The sequence below is a fragment of the Dolichospermum heterosporum TAC447 genome (assembly GCF_024584745.1).
Taxonomy (GTDB): Bacteria; Cyanobacteriota; Cyanobacteriia; order Cyanobacteriales; family Nostocaceae; genus Dolichospermum; species Dolichospermum heterosporum.
Genome location: NZ_CP099464.1, coordinates 5223374 through 5243897 on the forward strand (window position 1 = coordinate 5223374; position 20524 = coordinate 5243897).

Below are 20524 nucleotides of genomic sequence, written 5' to 3' on the forward strand. Positions count from 1 at the left end.
ATTAATTCCTCACAATTTTAATTTATTAGGGAAAACGAACCGCAGAGGCGCAGAGGACGCAGAGAAAGAGGGTTTGAGAGATATTTTGCGTAGGTCTTGATTTTTTAAGTTTGTGGGAGTTTATCAAATTCAATTTTACCATAGTTTAATTTAATAATTCTATCGGCTAAATGAAAATAATGATCATCATGACTAATTACTAAAATTGTTTTTCCCTGTGCTTTTAATTCTGGCAGTAATTGAGTATAGAATATATCTTTGAATAATGGATCTTGATCAGCCGCCCATTCATCAAATAGATAAATTGACCGATTTTCTAAATATGCTGTGAGTAATGCGAGGCGTTTTCTTTGTCCTTGGGAAAGGGAAGTGGTGGAAAGTTGCCCATTTTCGATTTTAACTTTATGATCAAGTTGTAATTTCTCTAAATATTTTTGGGCTTGAATATCTAAGTTATGATTATTTTCTAATCCTAACAATTCTTCAAATAAATAAAAATCAGAAAATACTACAGAAAAATGTTGCCGATACCATTCGCGGTTATTTTCTGTAATCAAAGTTTCATCTAAAATAATTTCGCCCTGTTCGGGAATATATAACCCAGTGATTAATTTCGCTAAAGACGATTTACCGCTACCATTACCTCCCACAATAAAAACTAATTCTTGGGGGTAAAGGGTAAGATTAATTGGACCGAGAATAAAGCTTTTATCTTCTTTATCTGTATAATAAGTGTGAGTAACATTTATCATTTGTAAACTGTGCCAATTTGTGAGAGCATGAGGTGGTGCTGTGGCAATTTCCGCCCGACTGGCTAAAGATAAATCTAAAGATTCGATTTTTTGTAAGGCAACGCTGGCTTTACTAATTAATGGTAAGTTATTGGAAATATTATCCATAGGCAACATTAAATAAGTAAATGTGAGAATATAACCGGATAAAGTTTCGGCATCAATGGCGAATAAATGGGGTAAAATAAAGAGAACAAAACCAATGGCAAAGAAAAATATGAGTTTACCCCAACTGGCAGTTGTCGCAAACAAGGTTAAACCTTGAACATTGTGATTTCTAAATCTACTGGCTGTGGATTCTAAACGATTACTCAGGAAAAATTGACGGCGTTGATAGTGAAGTTTGAGTTCTTTAATGCCGGCTGTAATCGTGCTAAAATTATTAAATAAACTATCTTGATCTTCACGGGCTAAAGCTAATAATTTTTCTCCCTTATCTAATAACAATTTACAACTAGCAATAGCCGCAATCATTAAAACCACAACCATAATAAATACTAACCAAGATAGCCAAGTTATATATAATAAACAGCCTAAAGCCATTGATATATCAATACATAAAAATGGAATGACATAGACAGCATTTGCTACGGCTTGGACATCTTCTGTTAAAGTTGCTAATAGGCGGGGGTTTCCTAATTGTTCTAAATGACTTAATTCCGATGCTAATATTTGCCGACTTAACTGCATTCGTAATTGCAAAACGGCATTTTGAGATAAGCGAATTAACATGATTTGGGACATTACGCCAGTAATTAAGGCTACGGTGACTAAACCGACGAAACCCCAAGCTATAGTTGTCAGAGGTGCGGCATTGCTTTTACTCGCTGCACTACTAATTAAGGCGATTAATCCCGCACTACTACCACCACTCAAAAAACCTGTGATAATAGCGATCGCTACCATTGTCCAAGAAGAACGCAAAAGAAAGTAAATTAGATTCATTGGTTATTAGTCATTAGTTATTAGTCATTAGGAAAACTATTTCCCCTGCTTATGTTGATATTCTGTTTATCAGCCGTTTTATTTTACACCTATGGGGTTTATACAGCGATAGCTTTTTTGCGGGACTCTCCTCCCATAAACCCCGATTTCCATCCCCCTGTCACTATCCTGAAACCCCTATGTGGTGTTGATAAGGGGACTTACGCCAACCTAGCTTCATTTTGTCAACAAGATTATCCCCAATATCAAATTATTTTTAGTGTCCGCAGTTCCACAGACCCTAGTATAGAAGTAGTTGAGAAACTAATTCAACAATTTCCAGAAATAGATATTAGTTTAGTGGTGAAAGATCATATTATCGGTGCTAATTTGAAAATTAGTAACTTAGCTAATGCTGTTACCACCGCCAAACATGATATTTTCCTCATTTCTGACAGTGATATTCGTGTCAGTTCAGAATATTTGCAAACAGTTATTCAACCATTACAAGATCAAAAAGTCGGTGTTGTCACCTGTTTATATCGTTCTACAGCCGAAGGAATAGCCACGATTTTAGAAGCTATTTGTACAGCCACAGACTTTCAACCGGGTATTTTAGTTAGTAAACAATTAGAGGGAATAAAGTTCGCTTTGGGTTCAACTATTGTCATGCGTAAAACCACATTAGCAAAAATTGGCGGTTTTGCCGCTCTAGCTGATTATTTAGCAGATGATTATCAACTCGGCTATTTACCAACCCAAGCAGGTGACAAAGTAGTATTATCTAACTATATCGTCGAACACGGATTAGGACATAGTAGTTTATTAGATTCTATCAATCGCCAAATTCGTTGGGCGCGTTGTATTCGTGTTTCTCGTCCTTGGGGTTATATCGGCTTAATATTTACTTTTGGCACAGTTTCTAGTTTACTATTATTAATAACTAGCAGTGGTTCTATTTTTTCTTGCTTAGTTTTCTCCATCACTTTGCTAATGCGCTTGATTATGGCTTGGGTAATAGGAGTAAAACTTCTCAATGACGCAGTTACTAAAAAATTCTTTTGGCTGATTCCTGTTGCGGATATAGTGAGATTTATAATTTGGTGTTGTGGATTTTTTGGTAATACTATTGAATGGCGAGGGACAAAATTTAAACTAGTTAAAAATGGTAAATTGCAAATAATCAAAAGTTAGGAATCAAGAATTAGTAGAGATTTATACTCAAAACGGCTTGATTGTTTGATTCTAAACGTAGGGGTAAAGCAAGAGCTTCATAGGTGTCAACTTAACGTAAAACCTGTAGCCCGCCTGGGAATGAATTCCCAGTCTAATAGCAGAAGTCATCTGAAGATGACTAAATAACCCGGAAATTTTTCACCTCATTCCCAGTCTCTGACTGGGAATGAATTCTAAAAGGCTCTGCCTTCAATAATATTAGAGGCAGAGCCTCATCAACTGCATTCCTAGTCAGAGACTAGGAACGAGATGTGGTAGGGATTTGAGCTTAAGTTGACACCAATGAAGCTCTTGCTTTACCCCTACACATCTGGGTTCTTTGTCATTTGGCAATTTAAATCTCACCCGTGTTTAGTTTTGACTTTCGCACTGCTTTAGTAGTCCGTTAAAACGGACTTGAGCTATCAGACAGGGAATTCATTCCCTGGCGGGTGTGGAAGCCAATAGAAGACAAGCAGGGGGAGAAGAGAGGCAGGGGGAAGGGAAGAACAGAAGTTTTTTCTGATCATTACCCGTCAAAATAAATTTGACGAACTACTAAGTTTTTCATAATTTTGCAAAAGTCTAAGTAGGTTAGCATTGAAAATCGTCGTTATGGCAAGGCAAGAGGCACTCATGCAAAAGGCAAGAGTGAAGAGGGTTTGGGCTATTTTACTTTTCTTTACATAGATTGGTTTTATTGTGTTCACCTACTTATGTCCCAGCCGTTTTGAGTATGGAAAACAGAAAAATGACTTTTTCTCTACGGTTTTAGAACGTTGGCGGGAAACTGACCTTGCACGTTACCAGCGGGTATATAATGACAGACCACATAGAAAGCGTTGAATTTAGTCCCATTCATAGTTTTAGTGCCTCTTGCCGCACCACAACCTAACTGGGTGCTACTTTTCCACACAACCTGGGTAAAATGCCCGGTAGCAGAAGAGAAACCTGGACTATTATAGTTATAAGCTTTGACTTCATCGTACCATGACTGAACTGCTGTGTTAGCCAGGCTGTCTGAACTTATCGAAGGGGCTGTAGTGTAGTAAACATATAAGTTTTCTCCAGCATTATTGCGCTGATTAGCTGCACTGTGTTGAAGCAATCCATTGGTTGCTAAGTATTGCGCCCAGGTTTGAGCAGTGTTATTAGCAGAATTACTAATTGTCATATTGGGACTACGATGGATAGCTCGATAAACGTTATGTTTAGACAAAGCATTGCTTCTAAGAACATTCAAATCAATATTTGTTTGCGCTAAAGCAGGATTGCTACCAATTGGCATTAAATTTGCCACCTGAGAGGGAATGATTCCTGTGAGTCCGAGGGTTAACGCTGTACCTGTTGTTAATGCAAAATATAAAAGAAGTTTATTCATGATTTTTATCCTTCCTATAACAAGAATGAATTTTGAACAAAGTCAGAGTATAGGGCGAATTGTGATTTAATCTTTACAGTCCCCGCTGCGGCTTTTGTTTGATTTACCTAATATGCAACTTAACAACATTACCGCTTATCTTTTAGTGTCTCATGGGAGTCGTGATCTTCGTCCAGATATGGCTATGCAGCAATTAGCTAGGCTGTTAAGAGAGATATTACCCCCAGGGGAAAATTTCGTAGAAGTTGCTACCCTAGAGGCAAATATCCAACCTTTACATCTGCAAATTCAAGATTTTGCTCATCTTGTTCAGGCTTTTGGCTGTAAAAAGCTGCAAATTATTCCCCTATTTTTGTTACCGGGATTTCATGTGATGACTGATATTCCCGCAGAAATCGCCCTAGCAGAACAGGCTATCAGTGAAGGAATGATAATAGAATTGCGTCCTTATATTGGTAGTTATCCTGGTTTAGAAAAGTTTTTTGCGGGGATAATGACTACGATTAAAGCAGATGTATCCATTATTTTAGCTCATGGTAGCCGACGGGCTGGTTCTCATACCTCTGTCGAAAGTATAGCAGCTACCGTCGGCGCAGTTACAGCCTATTGGTCTGTCCCTCCCAGTTTAGAAGTCAGAGTACAAGAATTAATCGCTGCTGGTTATGGACGAATTGCGATTTTCCCCTATTTTTTATTTACAGGTGGGATAACTGATGCGATCGCCCTGGCAGTAGAAACGCTAAAATTACAATTTCCATCAGTCAGTTTTCAACTCGCACAACCATTAGGAACAAGTCGAGAATTTGCTGATTTAATTGAGAATTTCATCACAGAAGAGGAAAAAGTTGTTGGGTAAAGTTTATTTAGTCGGTGCAGGTCCTGGAGATCCTGGACTCATGACTCTCAAAGGAAAAGGTTTATTAGCTTGTGCAGATGTGGTTATTTATGATGCTTTGGTGAGTCCAGAAGTGCTGGAAATGATCAATCCCCAAGCCGAACAAATCAACGCGGGTAAACGTATGGGTAGACATTCACTGTTACAGGAAGTCACCACCCAATTACTCATTGAAAAAGCAGAAAATCATGCCATAGTTGTCCGCCTCAAAGGTGGTGATCCTTTTATCTTTGGTCGTGGTGGGGAAGAAATGGCGGAATTAATAGCCGCAGGTATCCAGGTAGAAGTTGTCCCCGGAATTACATCAGGAATCGCCGCTGCCGCCTATGCAGGTATTCCTTTAACCCATCGTCTTTATAGTTCTTCTGTCACCTTTGTAACTGGACATGAATCCGCTGGTAAGTATAAACCCCAGGTAAATTGGCAAGCGATCGCTCACGGTTCGGAAACTATAGTAATTTATATGGGTATTCATAATTTACCCTACATTATTGAACAATTTACCCTAGCTGGATTGAGTTTAGATACACCCATTGCCTTAATTCGCTGGGGAACTCGGCTAGAACAGGAAGAATTAATTGGTGAGTTAGGAACAATTGTCCAACAAGTGGAAACAAAAGGATTTCTTGCCCCAGCAATAGCTGTAATTGGTGCAGTCGTTAAGATGCACGATATATTATCTGGTAAGGAAAAAAAGGAAATTAAATAATTATGAATTAGTTAAGTTTAACAACATTGAAGATTGTTGTATCAAATGTTTTACCCCTCCCTAACCCTCCCCTTGTCAAGGGGAGGGAAGCAGATTTTTATTTTATTGTTACCCCCCTTACAAGAGGCTATCGTGTACACACAAGTTAAATTACCCCCCTTAATCCCCCCGATGCTTTGGGGGGAAACCGGAAAATTAGTTCCCTCCCCAAAGCATCGGGGAGGGTTAGGGTGGGGTAAGTAATTGGACAAAAATATTTACAGTCATTGCGAGCGAAGGGACGCAATCGCAAGGGTTGTGATTGCTTCATAGTTAAGGTAATTCATGTTGATTTAATATCACTAAAACTAATAATATTGACAATTTACATATCACTTTTTTGTCAATTTGTCAATAAGGAATTTTTGCGATCGCTAAAATTAGATCATTTTTAAGCAAATTTATGGCTAAAATTTTTGTAAAGTTTTGTATCAGCCTGGGAAATTAATTTCTGAAACTACTGTTAATAAAGGGTTTGAGACTAACATCTTCTGAAAAATCCAAAATTGACAATAATAAGTCAATTATGAAATTCTCTGAAATTATAGCAAATCGCTGAAAGTATAGCAACCTCGTTGATAAATAGAAAAGATTCTCAATTAATTATTAAGAAAATCTAAAGGCAAATTGCTAAAAGTTATAAATATCAAAAGTATTATTGATTTTCTATAATTCAAGCTTATCATACAGCCATTATGAATAATATAAATAGGTCAACATTATAAAACCAAACTGTGTAAAGAAAAGTAAAATCTCCCAAAACCTGTCCCCTGTTCCCTTGTCATAACGACAATTTTTAACGCCAACCTACTTAGTGCAAAATTAATAATGATATCGGCAAGAAATAATAGTTACATAGACATCATCAACAGCATAAACCAAACGATTTGTATCATCAATTCGCCGTGACCAAAATCCGGCTAAATTTTCCTTGAGAGGCTCTGGTTTACCAATACCCTCAAAAGGCATCCGCATCGTCTCCTCAATCAACTTATTGATTCTTTTGAGAGTCTTTTTGTCTTGCCCTTGCCAGTAAAGATAATTACCCCAAGCCTCATCAGTCCAAGCCAACATTCTACTCATTTAACAAATCTCGCTGCACCACTTTCCCCTGCTTAAATTGAGCAATGGAACGTTCTAAATGGGCTGCATTTGCCGGAGACTTCAATAAATGCACAGTCTCCATGAGACTATTAAAAAACTCCAGGGACATCACCACCGTATCATCAGCATCCCGTCTAGTGATAATTGTATAGTCGGCATCTTCCGTCACCTGGTCTAAAACCGTTTTCAGACTATTTCTGGCCTCGCTAAAAGAGATAATTTTCATTGGCGGAGAACCTGTACTGTTTGTTGTACAAGTATAGCGGGTTTGGGCAAATTGTACAATCCCCAGACGCGGATGTAGTATTTTGTCTTCCTAAAAGAGCCGCACCCATATATGGTATTTATTGCCTCGAATAGTGTATGATCAAGAAAAAATTCACTAAAAACATATATATAATTATGAATACATTAGAAAAATTAGAATTGTTGAGTGAAACCCGTAGCGACAACACAGAATTAGATAGAATTATTGGACAACTTTTAAATGTAATTTTAACTCGTTATCGTCAAAAACTCGCTATCTATAACTTAGATATAGATAAATTTGAGAAAAAATATCAACTCGCTTCTGAACAATTTTTAGAACAATTTAACTCAGGAAATTTGGGAGATGAAATGGATTTTTTTGAATGGTTCGGCTTACGCGAACTACGCAAAGATATCTTACAAAAAATCCATAAATTAGAACAAGCTTTATGAAAAATGTTAGAAATGCCAATGACTATTTGGCATGGATAAAATCTGTAATTGCACTTTGTCCAGAAGTCGTAAATGTAACGATTATTCGAGAAGAATCACAAACTGATAAAGGACTATGACGTTATCGTCTGACATTAAAAGATGGTAGCTTTTTAGAAATGTTTGAATTCTTGCAAATAGCATCAAAGTAGAAATAATTAAATATAGTTTCCATTGACAAACTGAAAATAGAAAACTAATAAAACGTTGGGATAACGCACCCCATCATCCTGAAATTTCAACCTATCCCCATTATTTACATGATGGTTTTGAAGATTCCGTTTTTCCATATTTACCTGTTGATATTGAAGAAATTTTAAGACAAATTTCTGAACATATCAAATCTCAATTAAGTTAGTGCGATAGCGAACCGCGACCCAATACTGTTCGGTTAACGAAAATTTCCACGTAAACAACCTATTGTATAAAACCAAAAAATCATTGAAAATGTTGGGTTTCGTTCCTCAACCCAACCTACGTATTTTTGTTTTTTAGTCTTAACCGAACAGTATTGAACCGCGACCTACTAATCGGATCAAAATCATCAAAAATATTAACCTTTCCTTGCCAAAAACCCCCAATTCTCGCTCTAATGAAATGCAATGGAGGGCGCAGACCCTGCGCCCCTACGGGTTTGGCGATAAAAAACCGTACCTCATAACATCAGGAAGTGCTGTATAGCACCAGACAGGGTAGTTAGGACGTTCCGGCGGAATATCTCTACTTAATGGCTATAAACCTCATCCATTTTGAAACCTGAAGTAATGCGGGCATCTTGCTTGCTACTTAACAGCAGGGAGCAAGATGCTCCCACTACTTTCAATAACTATGGTTTTCATCTTAGACGGGGTTTAGCTATAATTATTACCAGAAATAGCGATTTTTTCACCAAATACCGTAATGTCATTGTCATTGCAATATGCTATACTCAACACGCCTTAATAATTTGATTCTGTGGGTAGGGGTAAAGCAAAAGCTTAATGGTGTCAACTTAACGCAAAATCTTCATCCCGCAAGGAACTCAAGTTCCTTGCTAATAGCGAAAGTCATCTAAAAGATGACTAAATACTAGGAAAATTCATTAGTCCGTTTTAACGGACTTGAGCTATGAGACAGGGAATTTATTCCCTGGCGGGTGTAGAAGCCAAACAAATAAGCCATCTGTAACCTAAGTTGACACCAATGAGTAGTGCTAAACCCCTACCATATATCGAAGTTAAAGTGATTCATATTGACTTCATATCACTAAAATTAATAACGTTGAAAGGTTACCAATCACTTATTTGTCAATTTGTCAATAGTAAATTTTTACTGTCGCTCAAATTAGATCATTTCTGAGCAAATTTATGGCTAAAATTTTTGTAAAGTTTTGTATTAGCCTGGGAAATTAACTTCTGAAACTACTGTCAATAAAGGGTTTAAGACTAACATCTTCTGAAAAATCCAAAATTGACAATAGTAAGCTAATTATGAAATTCTCTGAAATTATAGCAAATCGCTGAAAGTATAGCAACCTCGTTGATAAATAGAAAAGATTCTCAATTAATTATTAAGAAAATCTAAAGGCAAATTGCTAAAAGTTATAAATATCAAAAGTATTATTGATTTTCTATAATTTAAGCTTATCATACAGCCATTATGAATAATATAGCTGATAAATAGCATCTAGGATAAAACTAATAGCATATTATTAGATTATGATTGTGCGATCGCAAAGTGCTGCTGCAAGCAGTTCGCTCTTTTGGCACACAAACCCTAAATCTAGCCAGATTACCAGCTTGGACAATTGAAGATGGTATCATATATTCTCGTTTTGCTGGATTACGCGCGAGGAAATAAGTGAAAGTTTTAGTTATCGGGAATGGGGGACGGGAACACGCTCTAGCGTGGAAACTGCTGCAATCTGATCAAATCGAGCAAGTTGTCTGTGTACCAGGTAATGGTGGTACTGCAACTATGCCCGGTTGTAAAAACTTGCCCTTAGCAGTGGATGATTTTGCAGGTATTAGCCAATATGCGGTAAATAATGATATTCCTCTAGTAATTATTGGACCAGAAGTACCTTTAGCTCAGGGAATTACTGATTATTTGCAAAATCAAGGCTTAATGGTATTTGGTCCAAATAAGGAAGGGGCGCAAATAGAAGCAAGTAAAGCCTGGGCTAAAGCATTAATGACAGAAGCCGGAGTTCCCACAGCTAAATCTGCGGTATTTACAGAAGCAGCCCCAGCAAAAGCTTACATTCAATCCGCAGGTGCGCCCATTGTGATTAAAGCCGATGGTTTAGCGGCTGGTAAAGGTGTCACAGTTGCTGAAACCATTGCCCAAGCTGAAGCAGCAATTGAGGCAATTTTTCAAGGACAATTTGGATCTGCTGGTAGTTCCGTCGTCATTGAAGAATGTTTAGTCGGGCAAGAAGTATCTATTTTAGCTTTCACCGATGGTTTAACCATTCGTCCATTATTACCTGCTCAAGATCATAAGCGTGTTGGTGAAGGTGATACAGGAGACAATACTGGAGGCATGGGTGCTTATGCTCCTGCGCCAATTGCGACACCGGAGTTAATGGCACGGGTACAAACAGAAGTATTAGAAAGAACTATTCACGCCTTACAAAGTAGGGGCATTGACTACCGAGGCATTTTGTATGCGGGGTTAATGATTTCACCAGATGGGGATTTTCGGGTTTTAGAATTTAACTGTCGCTTTGGTGATCCAGAAACCCAAGTGATTTTACCAATGCTAGAAACACCTTTGGAAGACTTAATCTTGGCTTGTATAGAACAGCGGTTAGGAGATATGCCGCCGATTGCTTGGAAACAAGGGGCTGCGGCGACAGTGGTGGCTGCTTCTGGTGGTTATCCGGGAGAGTATATTAAGGGTAAGGTAATTACTGGTTTTGCCGCAGCCCAAACCGCCGGGGCGACGGTTTTTCACGCGGGGACAAGGTTAAATGCCGTCCAGGAAGTTGTGACAGATGGCGGTAGGGTGTTAAATGTCACTGGCTTGGGTGAGGATTTTCAAGCAGCTTTAGCTCAAGCCTATGCAGGTATAAGGAGCATTCAATTTGATGAAATGTATTATCGCCGAGATATTGGTTATCGGGTTTTAGGCTGATTTTTGGGTACTTGAATTAGATTTTTTGCTCTCGCAGAGGCGCAGAGGAATCTTCAATAAACCCTGCCCCCTGCCCCCTTGCTCCCTGCCCCCTGCCCCCTTGCTCCCTGCCCCCTTGCTCCCTGCCCCCTGCCCCCTGCCCCCTGCCCCCTTGCTCCCTGCCCCCTGCCCCCTGCCCCCTGCCCCCTGCCCCCTGCCCCCTGCCCCCCTGCTATATTTTCTTCTATCCCAGCCCTCCCCGCAAATTGCTAAAAGTTTGTATGCTGAATCTATATGGTTGTTTATAGTTCTTAATTAAAACTGGTGCAAGAAGATTTTCGTTTAATTATTGATTTAGTTTTGGTGTTTGCTGTTGCAGCTTGCGGTGGACTATTAGCTGCGCTGTTAAAACAACCTGTTTTGCTGGGATATCTGATTGGTGGGATGGTTGTTGGTCCTTCTGGACTGCGACTGATTAAGGAACTTATCCAAGTGGAAACCTTGGCTCAGTTTGGGGTGGCGTTTTTGTTGTTTGCTTTGGGTGTGGAGTTTTCCTTAACGGAACTTAGGAAAGTTAAGGCGATCGCTCTCGGAGGTGGTACTTTACAAATTATCCTCACTATTCTCATCACTGTTTTGGTCTGCGGTGTCACTGGCGCTTGGGGAACTTTACCCGCTAAGGGTGTATTTTTGGGTTCGATTTTGTCTCTGTCTTCCACTGCGGTGGTTCTCAAGTGCTTAATGGAACGCAATGAAACGGAAACACCTCACGGTCAGGTGATGCTGGGGATGTTGGTTGTCCAGGATTTAGCCCTGGGACTAATGTTAGCTGTCTTACCAGCCCTCCATGAACCAGGAGAGGTGATTGGCATTGCTGTGTTGATGGCATTGCTAAAGATTGGTTTATTTGCCGCTGGTGCGGTTGTAGCGGGGATTTGGTTAATTCCCCCCTTACTCAGATTATTAGCCAGAACGGAAAGTAAGGAGTTATTTTTATTAGGTATTGTCACCATCTGTTTAGGAATTGCCATATTCACAGAATACTTGGGGTTATCTATTGAAATGGGGGCATTTGTCGCTGGATTGATGATTTCTGAGGTGGAATATGCTGATGAAACTTTGACTATTGTTGAACCATTGCGGGATATATTTGCTAGTTTATTTTTTGCTGCCATTGGGATGTTGATTGATCCGGTATTTTTGTGGCAAAATCTAGAATTGATTCTCGGATTGGTGGCTTTGGTTTTTGTGGGTAAGTTTTTAATTATTACTCCTTTAGTAAGTCTGTTTCGCTATCCTTTAAAAACATCTTTAATTGTGGGGCTGGGATTAGCACAAATTGGGGAATTTTCGTTCGTTCTGGCTAGTGAAGGGCAAGCTTTGGGTTTGGTGTCTCGGCGGGTATATTTACTAATTTTAGGAACTACCGCTGTCACTTTAATGTTGACTCCTTTTGTCTTGCGATTAGTGCCATTTTTATTCGATTTTGCTGAATCTATGCCTTGGTTAAAACCATATTTGGTGGATGACCAAGCTCGTGATTTTTCGGAAGATTTGCCACAGAAAAATCATATCGTAGTTTGTGGTTATGGACGACTGGGTAAAAATCTGGTGAAGTTGTTACAGCAATATCAATTATCTGTGGTGGTAATTGACCAATCAGAAAGTCGGATTCAACAGTTAAGGGATGCAGGAATTGCCTATGTTTATGGTAATGCGGTGAGTCTTCATGTCTTAGAAACCGCTGGTGTCAGTCATGCTCAAGGAATGGCGATCGCACTCCCAGATCCTGCTAGTATTCGACTATGCTTAAAACGATCTTTGGAAGTATGTCCAGAATTAGATACAGTTGTCCGTGCTACCCAAGATAAAAATATTGAGCTTCTTTATCAATTGGGGGCAAAGGAAGTTGTCCAACCAGAATTTGAAGCTAGTTTGGAAATGGTAAATCATCTCTTAATTACTGTGGGTTTGTTACCAGAAGTGGTACAAGAGAAAATGCAACAAATTCGCCAAGATCATTATTTGGATTTACGCCCTGAAAGTTCTGCTGCTGAAGTTTCTCAATATTTACAAAAAGTCACCCGTGATCTAAATCGTCGTTGGTATGACTTACCAGCAGATTCACCTTTAATTGGCATGACTTTAGAAGAAGTGAATATGCGTTATTTAACTGGGGTGAGTTTAATGGCTATTTGTCGGGTTGATGGAGAAGAAATTGATTATCCCAATAGTCAAACTACACTCCTTTTAGGCGATCGCCTATTAGTGGTAGGATCAGCAGAAGAATTAACAGCTTTAATCCAATTTGCTGAAGGTAAAATCACCATTAAGTAGCAATACTTGTCGGTTAAGGGAACACCAAAAAATAAATTACCCAATTTTGTGGGATGGGCATCCTGCCTGTCCTTGATCATTAGCGGGCTTTTCGTCCCGCACCACAAGAAATTTTTGGGTAAGTAATTGGACAAAAATATTTACAGTCATTGCGAGCGAAGGGAAGCAATCACAATTTTGTGGGATGGGCATCCTGCCTGTCCTTGATGATTAGCAGGCTTTTCGTCCTGCACCACAAGAAATTTTTGGGTATTTTTTTAATTGGAAGTCCCAAGGAAATGTAGGTTGGGTTGAGCGATAGCGAAACCCAACAAAATCCATGATAATATTGGGTTATGGCTGATGCTTCCAGTTTGATAAATTCCCAGAATCATAGATAAAATTGGGGAGATAAATATTCCCACAATTAATAAAAAATAAACTTTTTTGGATGGAATCATATTATCAAGGATGAATTTATGAATACTGACTTATGCGGTCAATTTTGTGACGAATTGCAACTAGACTATTAGGGAAATTTCAAAATGTTCCCTTAAATGCTGCATAACTCAGAGCCATAATAATTGGGAGAATAATAGAGATAGAAATAATCAGTCCGGTTTTGCCAAAATGAATTTTTTGCCCATCTGACTTTAAGAAGATAATTACAGATGCAGTTGCCATTGAAAGCCAAATTATTGCAAAAATAATAAAGATAATAAATGCTGAATCATTCATGGTTTTTATTAACTATCCTTGTCTCTTTAGGGAATGTAATTCTTGTGATAAGAGTCGTGTTCAACATGAGATTATCAATGAATTATCTAGGAACTGGAACTTGATTAATTACTGCTGCAACCACTGCATCAATTTGTAAACCATCTAGCATTGCTTCCGGTTTCAATAATAACCGATGACGCAATAAGGGTGAAGCCACTGATTTTACATCATCTGGAGTGACAAAATTCCTTCCTGATAACCAAGCTGCGGCTTGAGAAGTTTGTAACCAAGCACCCGCTGCGCGAGGAGATGCACCTAAAGCTAAATCAGGATATTGACGGGATTTTCTGACAATTTCTAATAAATAATCAACTATTGTTTCTGATACCTGAACTTGTTTTACAGCTTGTCTAGCTTGCAAAATATCAATTACTGTAGTGACAGGTTTTAAGTTAGCAATATCTGTACGTTTTGCAGTAAACCCAGACTGACGATTTAATAACATTTGTTTTTCGGCTGCTTGTTCTGGATAATCTACAACTAATTTAAACAAAAACCGATCTAATTGTGCTTCTGGTAAAGGATAAGTTCCTTCAAATTCTAAAGGGTTTTGGGTAGCAATTACCCAAAATAAATCAGGTAATGGTAAACTTTCACCGTCGAGGGTAACTTGCATTTCTTCCATTGCTTCCAAAAGTGCAGCTTGGGTTTTTGGAGGAGTGCGGTTAATTTCATCGGCTAAAAGTATTTCTGTAAAAACGGGACCTTTTTTCAAAGTAAAATCGCGGGTATTTAAGTCAAAAATATTTGTCCCTGTAATATCTGACGGGAGAACATCTGGGGTTAGTTGAATACGACGGAAATCAGATTTTATTAATTGTGCCAATACTTTGACTAATAATGTTTTTCCTGTGCCGGGAACTCCCTCTAAAATAATATGTCCACCTGCTAATAAAGCAATTAATGTCTGTTTAATCAAAGTAGGTTGTCCAACAACTATTTGATTAATTGCTTTTCCCAGGTTAATTAAAACCGAATTATTAGTTTCACTCATATTTATCAATCACTCACAAAAAAAAGGAATAAAAAAAGATTTCGAGAAATATCATATTCATCAAAAGACCTATACCAAATTTATCTAAAGCTGCACAGAATCATAATCATCCGTATTTATCTGCGTTTATTTGCGTTCATCTGCGTTTAATTATTTTCACAAATTACGCCATTTCTCTAACCAGCTTATCAGTTCTCGTTCACTTATTCGGCGTTTTTGTGATTGTAGTTGTAATACTGCATTAAGTTTTTCTGTATTATTCCCTGTTTGTTCTTCCCAGATTTTTAGTAAAACCTGATTGTCTACAGGAATTTGACTCAAACCCAAAGCTTTTTGCAGTTGTATTTGTTCTTCTTTCCCCAACATTTCCACGACAAAATCGGTAGATTCTGCTTTGTGGAGAACTCCCGCTAAAGCTTGAATATAAGCCTGACTATTATTTATAACGGGTGTTTCTAAGTTTACTGGTTTACCAAAGCGGCGATTTTCTGCCCAAATTAATGCCAATAATAGGACAATTAGCTGGATAAAGGCTGGTAATAGGGGAGTTTTGGCGAAGTAATTGAATATACTATCTTCTCCTACTTTTTTCTGAATATCTTTGTCTTTATAGCCATGTATATATTCGTCTACAAATACTTTTTGACTATTTTTAGTGACTAAATCTGCTAATAATTTAAAATTACTGTCATTGTCTTGATAGGCATTAGCAGCTAAATATGGTGTTGTTACTAAAATTACTGTGCCTTTACCGGATTTTTTCTGCCAAATTATTGCTCCAAATTCGTCTCCTAATATGACTTGTTCTGCTTTTGAAGTATGATATCGGCGACGGGTATCAATCTTGATGTTTCCAAAGGGTGATTGCTGCTGTGTACCAAATACTGCTGCTGTTACTGGTTGTTTAATTCCTAAAATTACGAGGTTATTCCCTTTTTTTACCCATTCTTCTGGTTCTGAATATATTTCTATTTCTTGAAGAGTGCTATTAATTTGTAATAAGGTAATAGGGCTTTTTGTGGTTGGTAAATCACTAAATGGTTTTTGCCAACGTTGAATACTGATATCTTGGTCTTGCATAAAGGCATACCATGCACCATAGCCATCAGGGCCGCGATTATAAGTAGAACCACTAGTTATTTGGGTGTTGGGGGCTGCTATAGTGGTAAGTAAAATAATCACGGCTAAGACTATCGCACCTAACCAAGCAACGCGCTGATTGCGTTTCATGATTTATCTGAATTAGGAACTTCCAAAAAAAAATTATCCCAATAAATGAACAAAAGAACCACAGAGGCACAGAGAACACAGAGAGAGAAGAAATAGAGAGAGTTTTTGCCTTAGTTTTGGGACATATTTTTATTTGGAAGTCCCTTAAAAGAAACTTTTACTCCTGACTCCTGACTAATGATTCCTGGATTTTTCTATAAGCTTGCCAACACTGTTGATAATTTTCTGCTAAAATGTCATGCTCACTAAAGCACAGTTGTTCATGGGTGGTGATTAATGTTTGATATGGTTGGAGGAGGGTGACGGAGGATTTGAGTAATTGCAAATATTCTCCGTCTGTGCGGCTGGGTTGTTGGCGAGCGATCGCTTGTTCATGTAATTGTTGTAACATTGCTAAATAAACACAACGACAGGCTTCTCTATAATTATACTGCCGTTGAAATTCCTGAGCTTGGCTTAATAACAGGGTAATGGATGTTTCTCTGGAATTAGCTTTGGTTCTAGAACCCCTAGCATTACTCACCGCCTTCAGCCAGGTATAGATATAAGGATTAAATTCTTGCCATAAGTGCCAACCTACCCATACCAAGAACAAACCCAATCCTGACCAAAATAGGATTGTTAGTAATTCATTTAACCAAGGACTGATTGACCAGCCAGGAGGCAACTCTGGTAAGTTGACACTCCCCGGTCTAAAGACGCGGGGATTCTTAATCGAATAATTGTCAAGACAACTGCTCGAATAATATCCGCTTTTCAGGTATTACCTTAGATGTACGGTTCTTGCCCTGATCCTGTTTGCCATTACTGGCAGAATCATCTCTGACAAGCGTAACTTTCCGAGAGTCCCCCGGTAGGTTTTTAGTGTCTTTGCTGACAAATCTGATTTCTGGTTATTAGTCTCAAAACCGCGCTGACGTTCTGCCAAGCAATAATTTCTGTGTTTCCGCAAAGTAACAAGCCACTCAGACATTAAGGCTTGTTGCCCAATATTCGGTTTTAGCTTGAATCTCCAGCGTATTTGCACAGGCTTATTTTGTTGATGTAATTGATGATATAACTATGTTAATCTCCAATTAAAAGGAAGTCAATAGCTAAAATCTATGAAAAAAAGCTATTTCTTTTCAACTGCGGGGAATGTTGCCGCCGACACAATAGAAAGATATATTAATGACCCGCATCATGGTTGAGAATATTGGCAGCGGTTAAAACCGCACGGGTAGGCTTTCCCCCGCGCTCTAAAGAGACGCGGCTCCCAGCCTTCCCGCAATCCCCTGGTGGTTTCAAATCTGGAAAATTGGTATTCTACCCATTCTCCTACCTGCTGTTGGAATAAGGAAAACTGCCACACCCAATTTGTTTGTTCAAAAGCATCTGTAGTCATAAAACAGAATGGCTCAACCTATTATTTATTTACATCATTACTGATTTTGCTAATGTTATAGCGGTATGTACTTGAATGAAGTCCAAAAATTAAGTCAAAAGCCTTACAGCACTCCTCCTGACTGGGCGCAGTCCCTGCACCCCTACCTCCTCCAATAGCATGACTATTTACTTTTATAAGGTTTCCCAGCCATACGGGTGTTTTTCTAATTTTTCTCCTCACGGGATTGATGTCGAAGGTACTTATTGGCCAACTGTTGAGCATTATTATCAAGGACAAAAGTTTGTTGGTAGTCCAGATGCCCCGATTATACCTTTAATCTTCGCTGCTCCTACCCCTGAAGAAGCTGCTGCTTTAGGACGTTGTCCCTCTCGTCGTCTCCGTCCAGATTGGGAATTAGTGAAAACTCAGGTGATGCGAAGGGCAGTATTCAAGAAATTTATCACTCATCCTGATATTAGGGAAATATTATTAATCACAGGTGATGAAATGCTCATAGAAAATTCGCCTACAGACTATTTCTGGGGATGTGGTGCAAATCATACAGGAGAAAATCACCTCGGTAAAATCCTCATGAGTGTACGTGCAGAAATACGGTTACAGTTATTGGAAATATGAAAAATTTTATACTGCTTGCCTATTAAAATACTGTTTAGCTTAAACAGTAGAAGCCTCTCACCTACCCGATAGGAAGGCGATGAGGAATGAACACTTTCTTGATTTTTTTTCAAATATTTGATATAATTTTCAAGGGTAGGTGTAACTCAATTAAATGCTGAAAAGCAGCCTATCAAAAAAGTTAAAAATTATCTCAAAAAGTCCCTAGGGCATAGGGCTTTAAAGCTCGGTTAATGTCTTCATAGAGGAGTCGCCGAGAAGCCCACACTCACCTGTTCGCGCAAGCGTGCCGCAAGGCATAAGGGAGTGTGTGGAGTATGTCACGAGAAAAGCAAAAGGCACTGGACTTTTACAACCAAGCTTTACCTTTAATGCGGGCTGTGGGCGATCCCTATGGAGAAGTTACCATTCTTGATAATATTCGTGCATTAGGAGGGTTTTAAGGTAAGTAGGTAAACATAATAAAAACGATATATGTTTAGTTTTGTAAAAACCGTGAAATAACCTATTTGCAAGGCATTCATTGAATTTACATTTCGTCACATACCTTTAAATTTTTCTCTTTACCTACTTATTTTAGGGTGGATGAGGGTGAAATCTGTTTTGTTTCAAAACTTAAAAAATCCTGAGTAATTACTCAATTGCATCAAAATAAAATTACTGCTAAAAGTAGTGTGTAATTCCCAAAAATATAGGTTTTCATCAAACTTATGTTTTTTATTTAGTAAAGTTTAATTGCAAAAATGTCCCATCGAATTTAAAGCTGTTATCCTAATAATTGAAGCAGGTATAGCTTCCCTGGCAGATACGACAGCTAGAGAGAAAGAAGAGAGAAACCACAAGTTAAATAAGAGGTAAAAGCGCTGTTTAATTTACATCTGTCTCGTCAACGAACAACGACACCCGACGCGAAAGCTGATATTTCCTCACATGACTGAAGATCAGAGGGCGCTGTGACTGATTTCCATCACTTGTTTGTCAAGTTGGTGAAAGGTAGTACATCCCTGGCTAGGATCAACAAGAAGAGGAAATCAACAGGCGAGTAGATGTTTGGGTGTTGTTGTTTGTAATTTTGGACTAGAATTAAATAGAAAGAGACATTGAAAATAGCGCCTTATGTCAATTATTGCGCTCAAAGCGTGGTATCTACCCGATTATGAACCGATTACAGAACTGGAAAAACGTCCTCCAGATATTCGGCTGAGTAAAAAAAGCTTATTAAAATCAGGATTGCGAGCAGACTTTTTAGAGGATAGCGACGCAGTAAAAACATCAACTTGGTTTGGGCGATATTTAGAAGGAGAAAATATTGAGTTTTATATTGAAGGCAGCGGTGGATATTCTGTAGCTAACATTGACTTGATTAGTCATGAGATTTATTTTACTAAACAGGCTGTATTAGCCCAATTAGATCCGACAATATATTTCTGTTATCAAACCGAATATGGGACAGCTAATGATCTCCTTAGAGAAGAATTGCTTACCACTTTGAAAAGTATAAATGAAAAATCGCATTTTCCCCTAACTTTAGTAGAATCACCTCGTCCAAAAAATGCTTGTTTGCGTTTAAATCGCGCCAGCATGAGAAAAATCCGTAAGAGTTTATTATTTATTGCTGATACCACTGCCATAACTAGCATTGACAGTCAGGAAACAAATCAACTAATTCCCAGTCCTCATGTCTGTGTCGAAATGGGTTATGCTATCCACAGTAAACGGACTGAACAAATTTTGCTGGTGCAAATGCAACGTCCAGACTTGGTAGGACAGTTTCCTTTTGATTTACCTACCCAGCAGGTTTTACAATTTCAAAATGGTACGGAACTCAAGCAAATGCTGACAGGAATGATTGAAAACCAATTGGCTAAATTCAAATTATTTTAAATAAGTAGTGAGACAGAATTAATTACACAATGTCATTGCGTTAGCGCAGCGTGGCGTTAGCCATATGGAACGCAGTGAAATGAAGCAATTCCAAGGGTTGTGATTGCTTCCCTTCGCTCGCAATGACTGTAAATATTTGGCGTTGCTGAACTAAGGTATGAAATTCCCAAATTAAACCTTTAAAACTCAAACCTCAGTGCGTCTACTCTTCGAGATCACGAAGCGTGATTGCGCCTTTGCGTGAGACTAAAATTCATACCCTTAATCAGCAACACCAAATATTTTTGTCCAATTACTTACAGCAAATTGCAAATTAATGAGGTACAGAATCTAAATTCTACCCCGGACAGCAAGCGGGTTTTACTCTTAATTCCTGATTGGGCGCAGGACCTGCGCCCCTACCTCCTGAATTCTGCTGTAAGT

Annotated in this window: 22 protein-coding genes; 11 read left to right on the plus strand and 11 right to left on the minus strand. The window is 38.5% G+C overall.

All coding sequences use genetic code 11. From position 1 onward, the window contains the following. Window positions 1–104: 104 nt before the first annotated feature. Window positions 105–1736 carry a cyclic peptide export ABC transporter gene (locus tag NG743_RS23850; RefSeq protein WP_257121034.1) on the minus strand — a complete coding sequence of 544 codons (1632 nt, stop codon included), beginning with the start codon at window positions 1734–1736 and terminating at the stop codon, window positions 105–107. Between the two features lie 51 nt (window positions 1737–1787). Between NG743_RS23850 and hpnI the strand changes: the two genes are divergently transcribed. Next, on the plus strand, window positions 1788–2909 hold the full coding sequence (hpnI, locus tag NG743_RS23855; RefSeq protein ID WP_257121035.1) for a bacteriohopanetetrol glucosamine biosynthesis glycosyltransferase HpnI: 1122 nt from the start codon (window positions 1788–1790) through the stop codon (window positions 2907–2909). Between the two features lie 784 nt (window positions 2910–3693). Here hpnI and NG743_RS23860 read toward each other — a convergent pair. Next, window positions 3694–4311 carry a CAP family protein gene (locus tag NG743_RS23860; protein WP_257121036.1) on the minus strand — a complete coding sequence of 206 codons (618 nt, stop codon included), beginning with the start codon at window positions 4309–4311 and terminating at the stop codon, window positions 3694–3696. Between the two features lie 112 nt (window positions 4312–4423). Between NG743_RS23860 and NG743_RS23865 the strand changes: the two genes are divergently transcribed. After that, complete coding sequence (locus NG743_RS23865; protein WP_027401526.1) at window positions 4424–5167, plus strand: sirohydrochlorin chelatase; 744 nt, start codon at window positions 4424–4426, stop codon at window positions 5165–5167. After that, window positions 5160–5915 (plus strand): uroporphyrinogen-III C-methyltransferase, encoded by a 756-nt coding sequence (gene cobA, locus NG743_RS23870; RefSeq protein ID WP_193964702.1) that lies wholly within the window; start codon window positions 5160–5162, stop codon window positions 5913–5915. Before NG743_RS23865 ends, cobA begins: the two co-directional genes overlap by 8 nt. 861 nt (window positions 5916–6776) lie before the next feature. Here cobA and NG743_RS23875 read toward each other — a convergent pair. Next, window positions 6777–7037 (minus strand): Txe/YoeB family addiction module toxin, encoded by a 261-nt coding sequence (locus NG743_RS23875; RefSeq protein ID WP_027401524.1) that lies wholly within the window; start codon window positions 7035–7037, stop codon window positions 6777–6779. Beyond that, entirely contained in the window at window positions 7030–7284 is a 255-nt protein-coding gene (locus NG743_RS23880) for a type II toxin-antitoxin system Phd/YefM family antitoxin (protein ID WP_027401523.1), read from the minus strand. The genes NG743_RS23875 and NG743_RS23880 overlap by 8 nt, the downstream gene beginning before the upstream one ends. A gap of 176 nt (window positions 7285–7460) precedes the next feature. On the opposite strand from NG743_RS23880, the gene NG743_RS23885 reads away from it, so the two are divergent. From NG743_RS23885 to NG743_RS23895, 3 genes are all read left to right on the plus strand, one after another. After that, entirely contained in the window at window positions 7461–7760 is a 300-nt protein-coding gene (locus NG743_RS23885; RefSeq protein WP_257121037.1) for a hypothetical protein, read from the plus strand. 274 nt (window positions 7761–8034) lie between these two features. Further along, entirely contained in the window at window positions 8035–8157 is a 123-nt protein-coding gene (locus tag NG743_RS23890; protein ID WP_236630549.1) for a hypothetical protein, read from the plus strand. A gap of 406 nt (window positions 8158–8563) precedes the next feature. Continuing rightward, entirely contained in the window at window positions 8564–8749 is a 186-nt protein-coding gene (locus tag NG743_RS23895) for a hypothetical protein (RefSeq protein WP_152540422.1), read from the plus strand. A gap of 726 nt (window positions 8750–9475) precedes the next feature. On the opposite strand, the gene NG743_RS23900 is transcribed toward NG743_RS23895, so the two are convergent. Next, window positions 9476–9601: a hypothetical protein gene (locus NG743_RS23900; RefSeq protein ID WP_257121038.1), complete on the minus strand. Its 126-nt coding sequence runs from the start codon at window positions 9599–9601 to the stop codon at window positions 9476–9478. Window positions 9602–9638: 37 nt separating this feature from the next. Between NG743_RS23900 and purD the strand changes: the two genes are divergently transcribed. Further along, a complete protein-coding gene (gene purD, locus NG743_RS23905; protein ID WP_257121039.1) occupies window positions 9639–10916 on the plus strand; it encodes a phosphoribosylamine--glycine ligase in 1278 nt (425 codons plus the stop codon). Between the two features lie 303 nt (window positions 10917–11219). Next, window positions 11220–13232 (plus strand): monovalent cation:proton antiporter family protein, encoded by a 2013-nt coding sequence (locus NG743_RS23910; protein ID WP_027401520.1) that lies wholly within the window; start codon window positions 11220–11222, stop codon window positions 13230–13232. Between the two features lie 519 nt (window positions 13233–13751). On the opposite strand, the gene NG743_RS23915 is transcribed toward NG743_RS23910, so the two are convergent. The 6 genes from NG743_RS23915 to NG743_RS23940 all read right to left on the minus strand — a co-directional run bounded on the left by NG743_RS23915 (window position 13752) and on the right by NG743_RS23940 (window position 17599). Further along, entirely contained in the window at window positions 13752–13949 is a 198-nt protein-coding gene (locus tag NG743_RS23915; RefSeq protein ID WP_027401516.1) for a hypothetical protein, read from the minus strand. An 82-nt stretch (window positions 13950–14031) separates the two neighbouring features. Continuing rightward, window positions 14032–14985 carry an AAA family ATPase gene (locus NG743_RS23920; protein WP_027401515.1) on the minus strand — a complete coding sequence of 318 codons (954 nt, stop codon included), beginning with the start codon at window positions 14983–14985 and terminating at the stop codon, window positions 14032–14034. A 156-nt stretch (window positions 14986–15141) separates the two neighbouring features. Beyond that, entirely contained in the window at window positions 15142–16215 is a 1074-nt protein-coding gene (locus NG743_RS23925; protein ID WP_257121040.1) for a DUF4350 domain-containing protein, read from the minus strand. A 157-nt stretch (window positions 16216–16372) separates the two neighbouring features. Next, window positions 16373–16882 carry a DUF4129 domain-containing protein gene (locus NG743_RS23930; protein WP_236630487.1) on the minus strand — a complete coding sequence of 170 codons (510 nt, stop codon included), beginning with the start codon at window positions 16880–16882 and terminating at the stop codon, window positions 16373–16375. A 96-nt stretch (window positions 16883–16978) separates the two neighbouring features. Further along, the gene (locus tag NG743_RS23935; RefSeq protein ID WP_257121041.1) at window positions 16979–17188 is read right to left on the minus strand and encodes a hypothetical protein; all 210 of its coding nucleotides are present in this window, start codon (window positions 17186–17188) and stop codon (window positions 16979–16981) included. Between the two features lie 207 nt (window positions 17189–17395). After that, window positions 17396–17599, minus strand: coding sequence for a hypothetical protein (locus tag NG743_RS23940; RefSeq protein WP_257122189.1), 204 nt, complete (start codon window positions 17597–17599; stop codon window positions 17396–17398). Window positions 17600–17758: 159 nt separating this feature from the next. On the opposite strand from NG743_RS23940, the gene ybiA reads away from it, so the two are divergent. The 3 genes from ybiA to NG743_RS23955 all read left to right on the plus strand — a co-directional run bounded on the left by ybiA (window position 17759) and on the right by NG743_RS23955 (window position 20101). Further along, on the plus strand, window positions 17759–18217 hold the full coding sequence (ybiA, locus tag NG743_RS23945; RefSeq protein WP_027401513.1) for a riboflavin biosynthesis intermediates N-glycosidase: 459 nt from the start codon (window positions 17759–17761) through the stop codon (window positions 18215–18217). Between the two features lie 317 nt (window positions 18218–18534). Continuing rightward, window positions 18535–18660, plus strand: coding sequence for a hypothetical protein (locus NG743_RS23950; protein WP_255549979.1), 126 nt, complete (start codon window positions 18535–18537; stop codon window positions 18658–18660). 673 nt (window positions 18661–19333) lie between these two features. Continuing rightward, window positions 19334–20101, plus strand: coding sequence for a hypothetical protein (locus NG743_RS23955; RefSeq protein ID WP_193963391.1), 768 nt, complete (start codon window positions 19334–19336; stop codon window positions 20099–20101). Window positions 20102–20524: the final 423 nt, after the last annotated feature.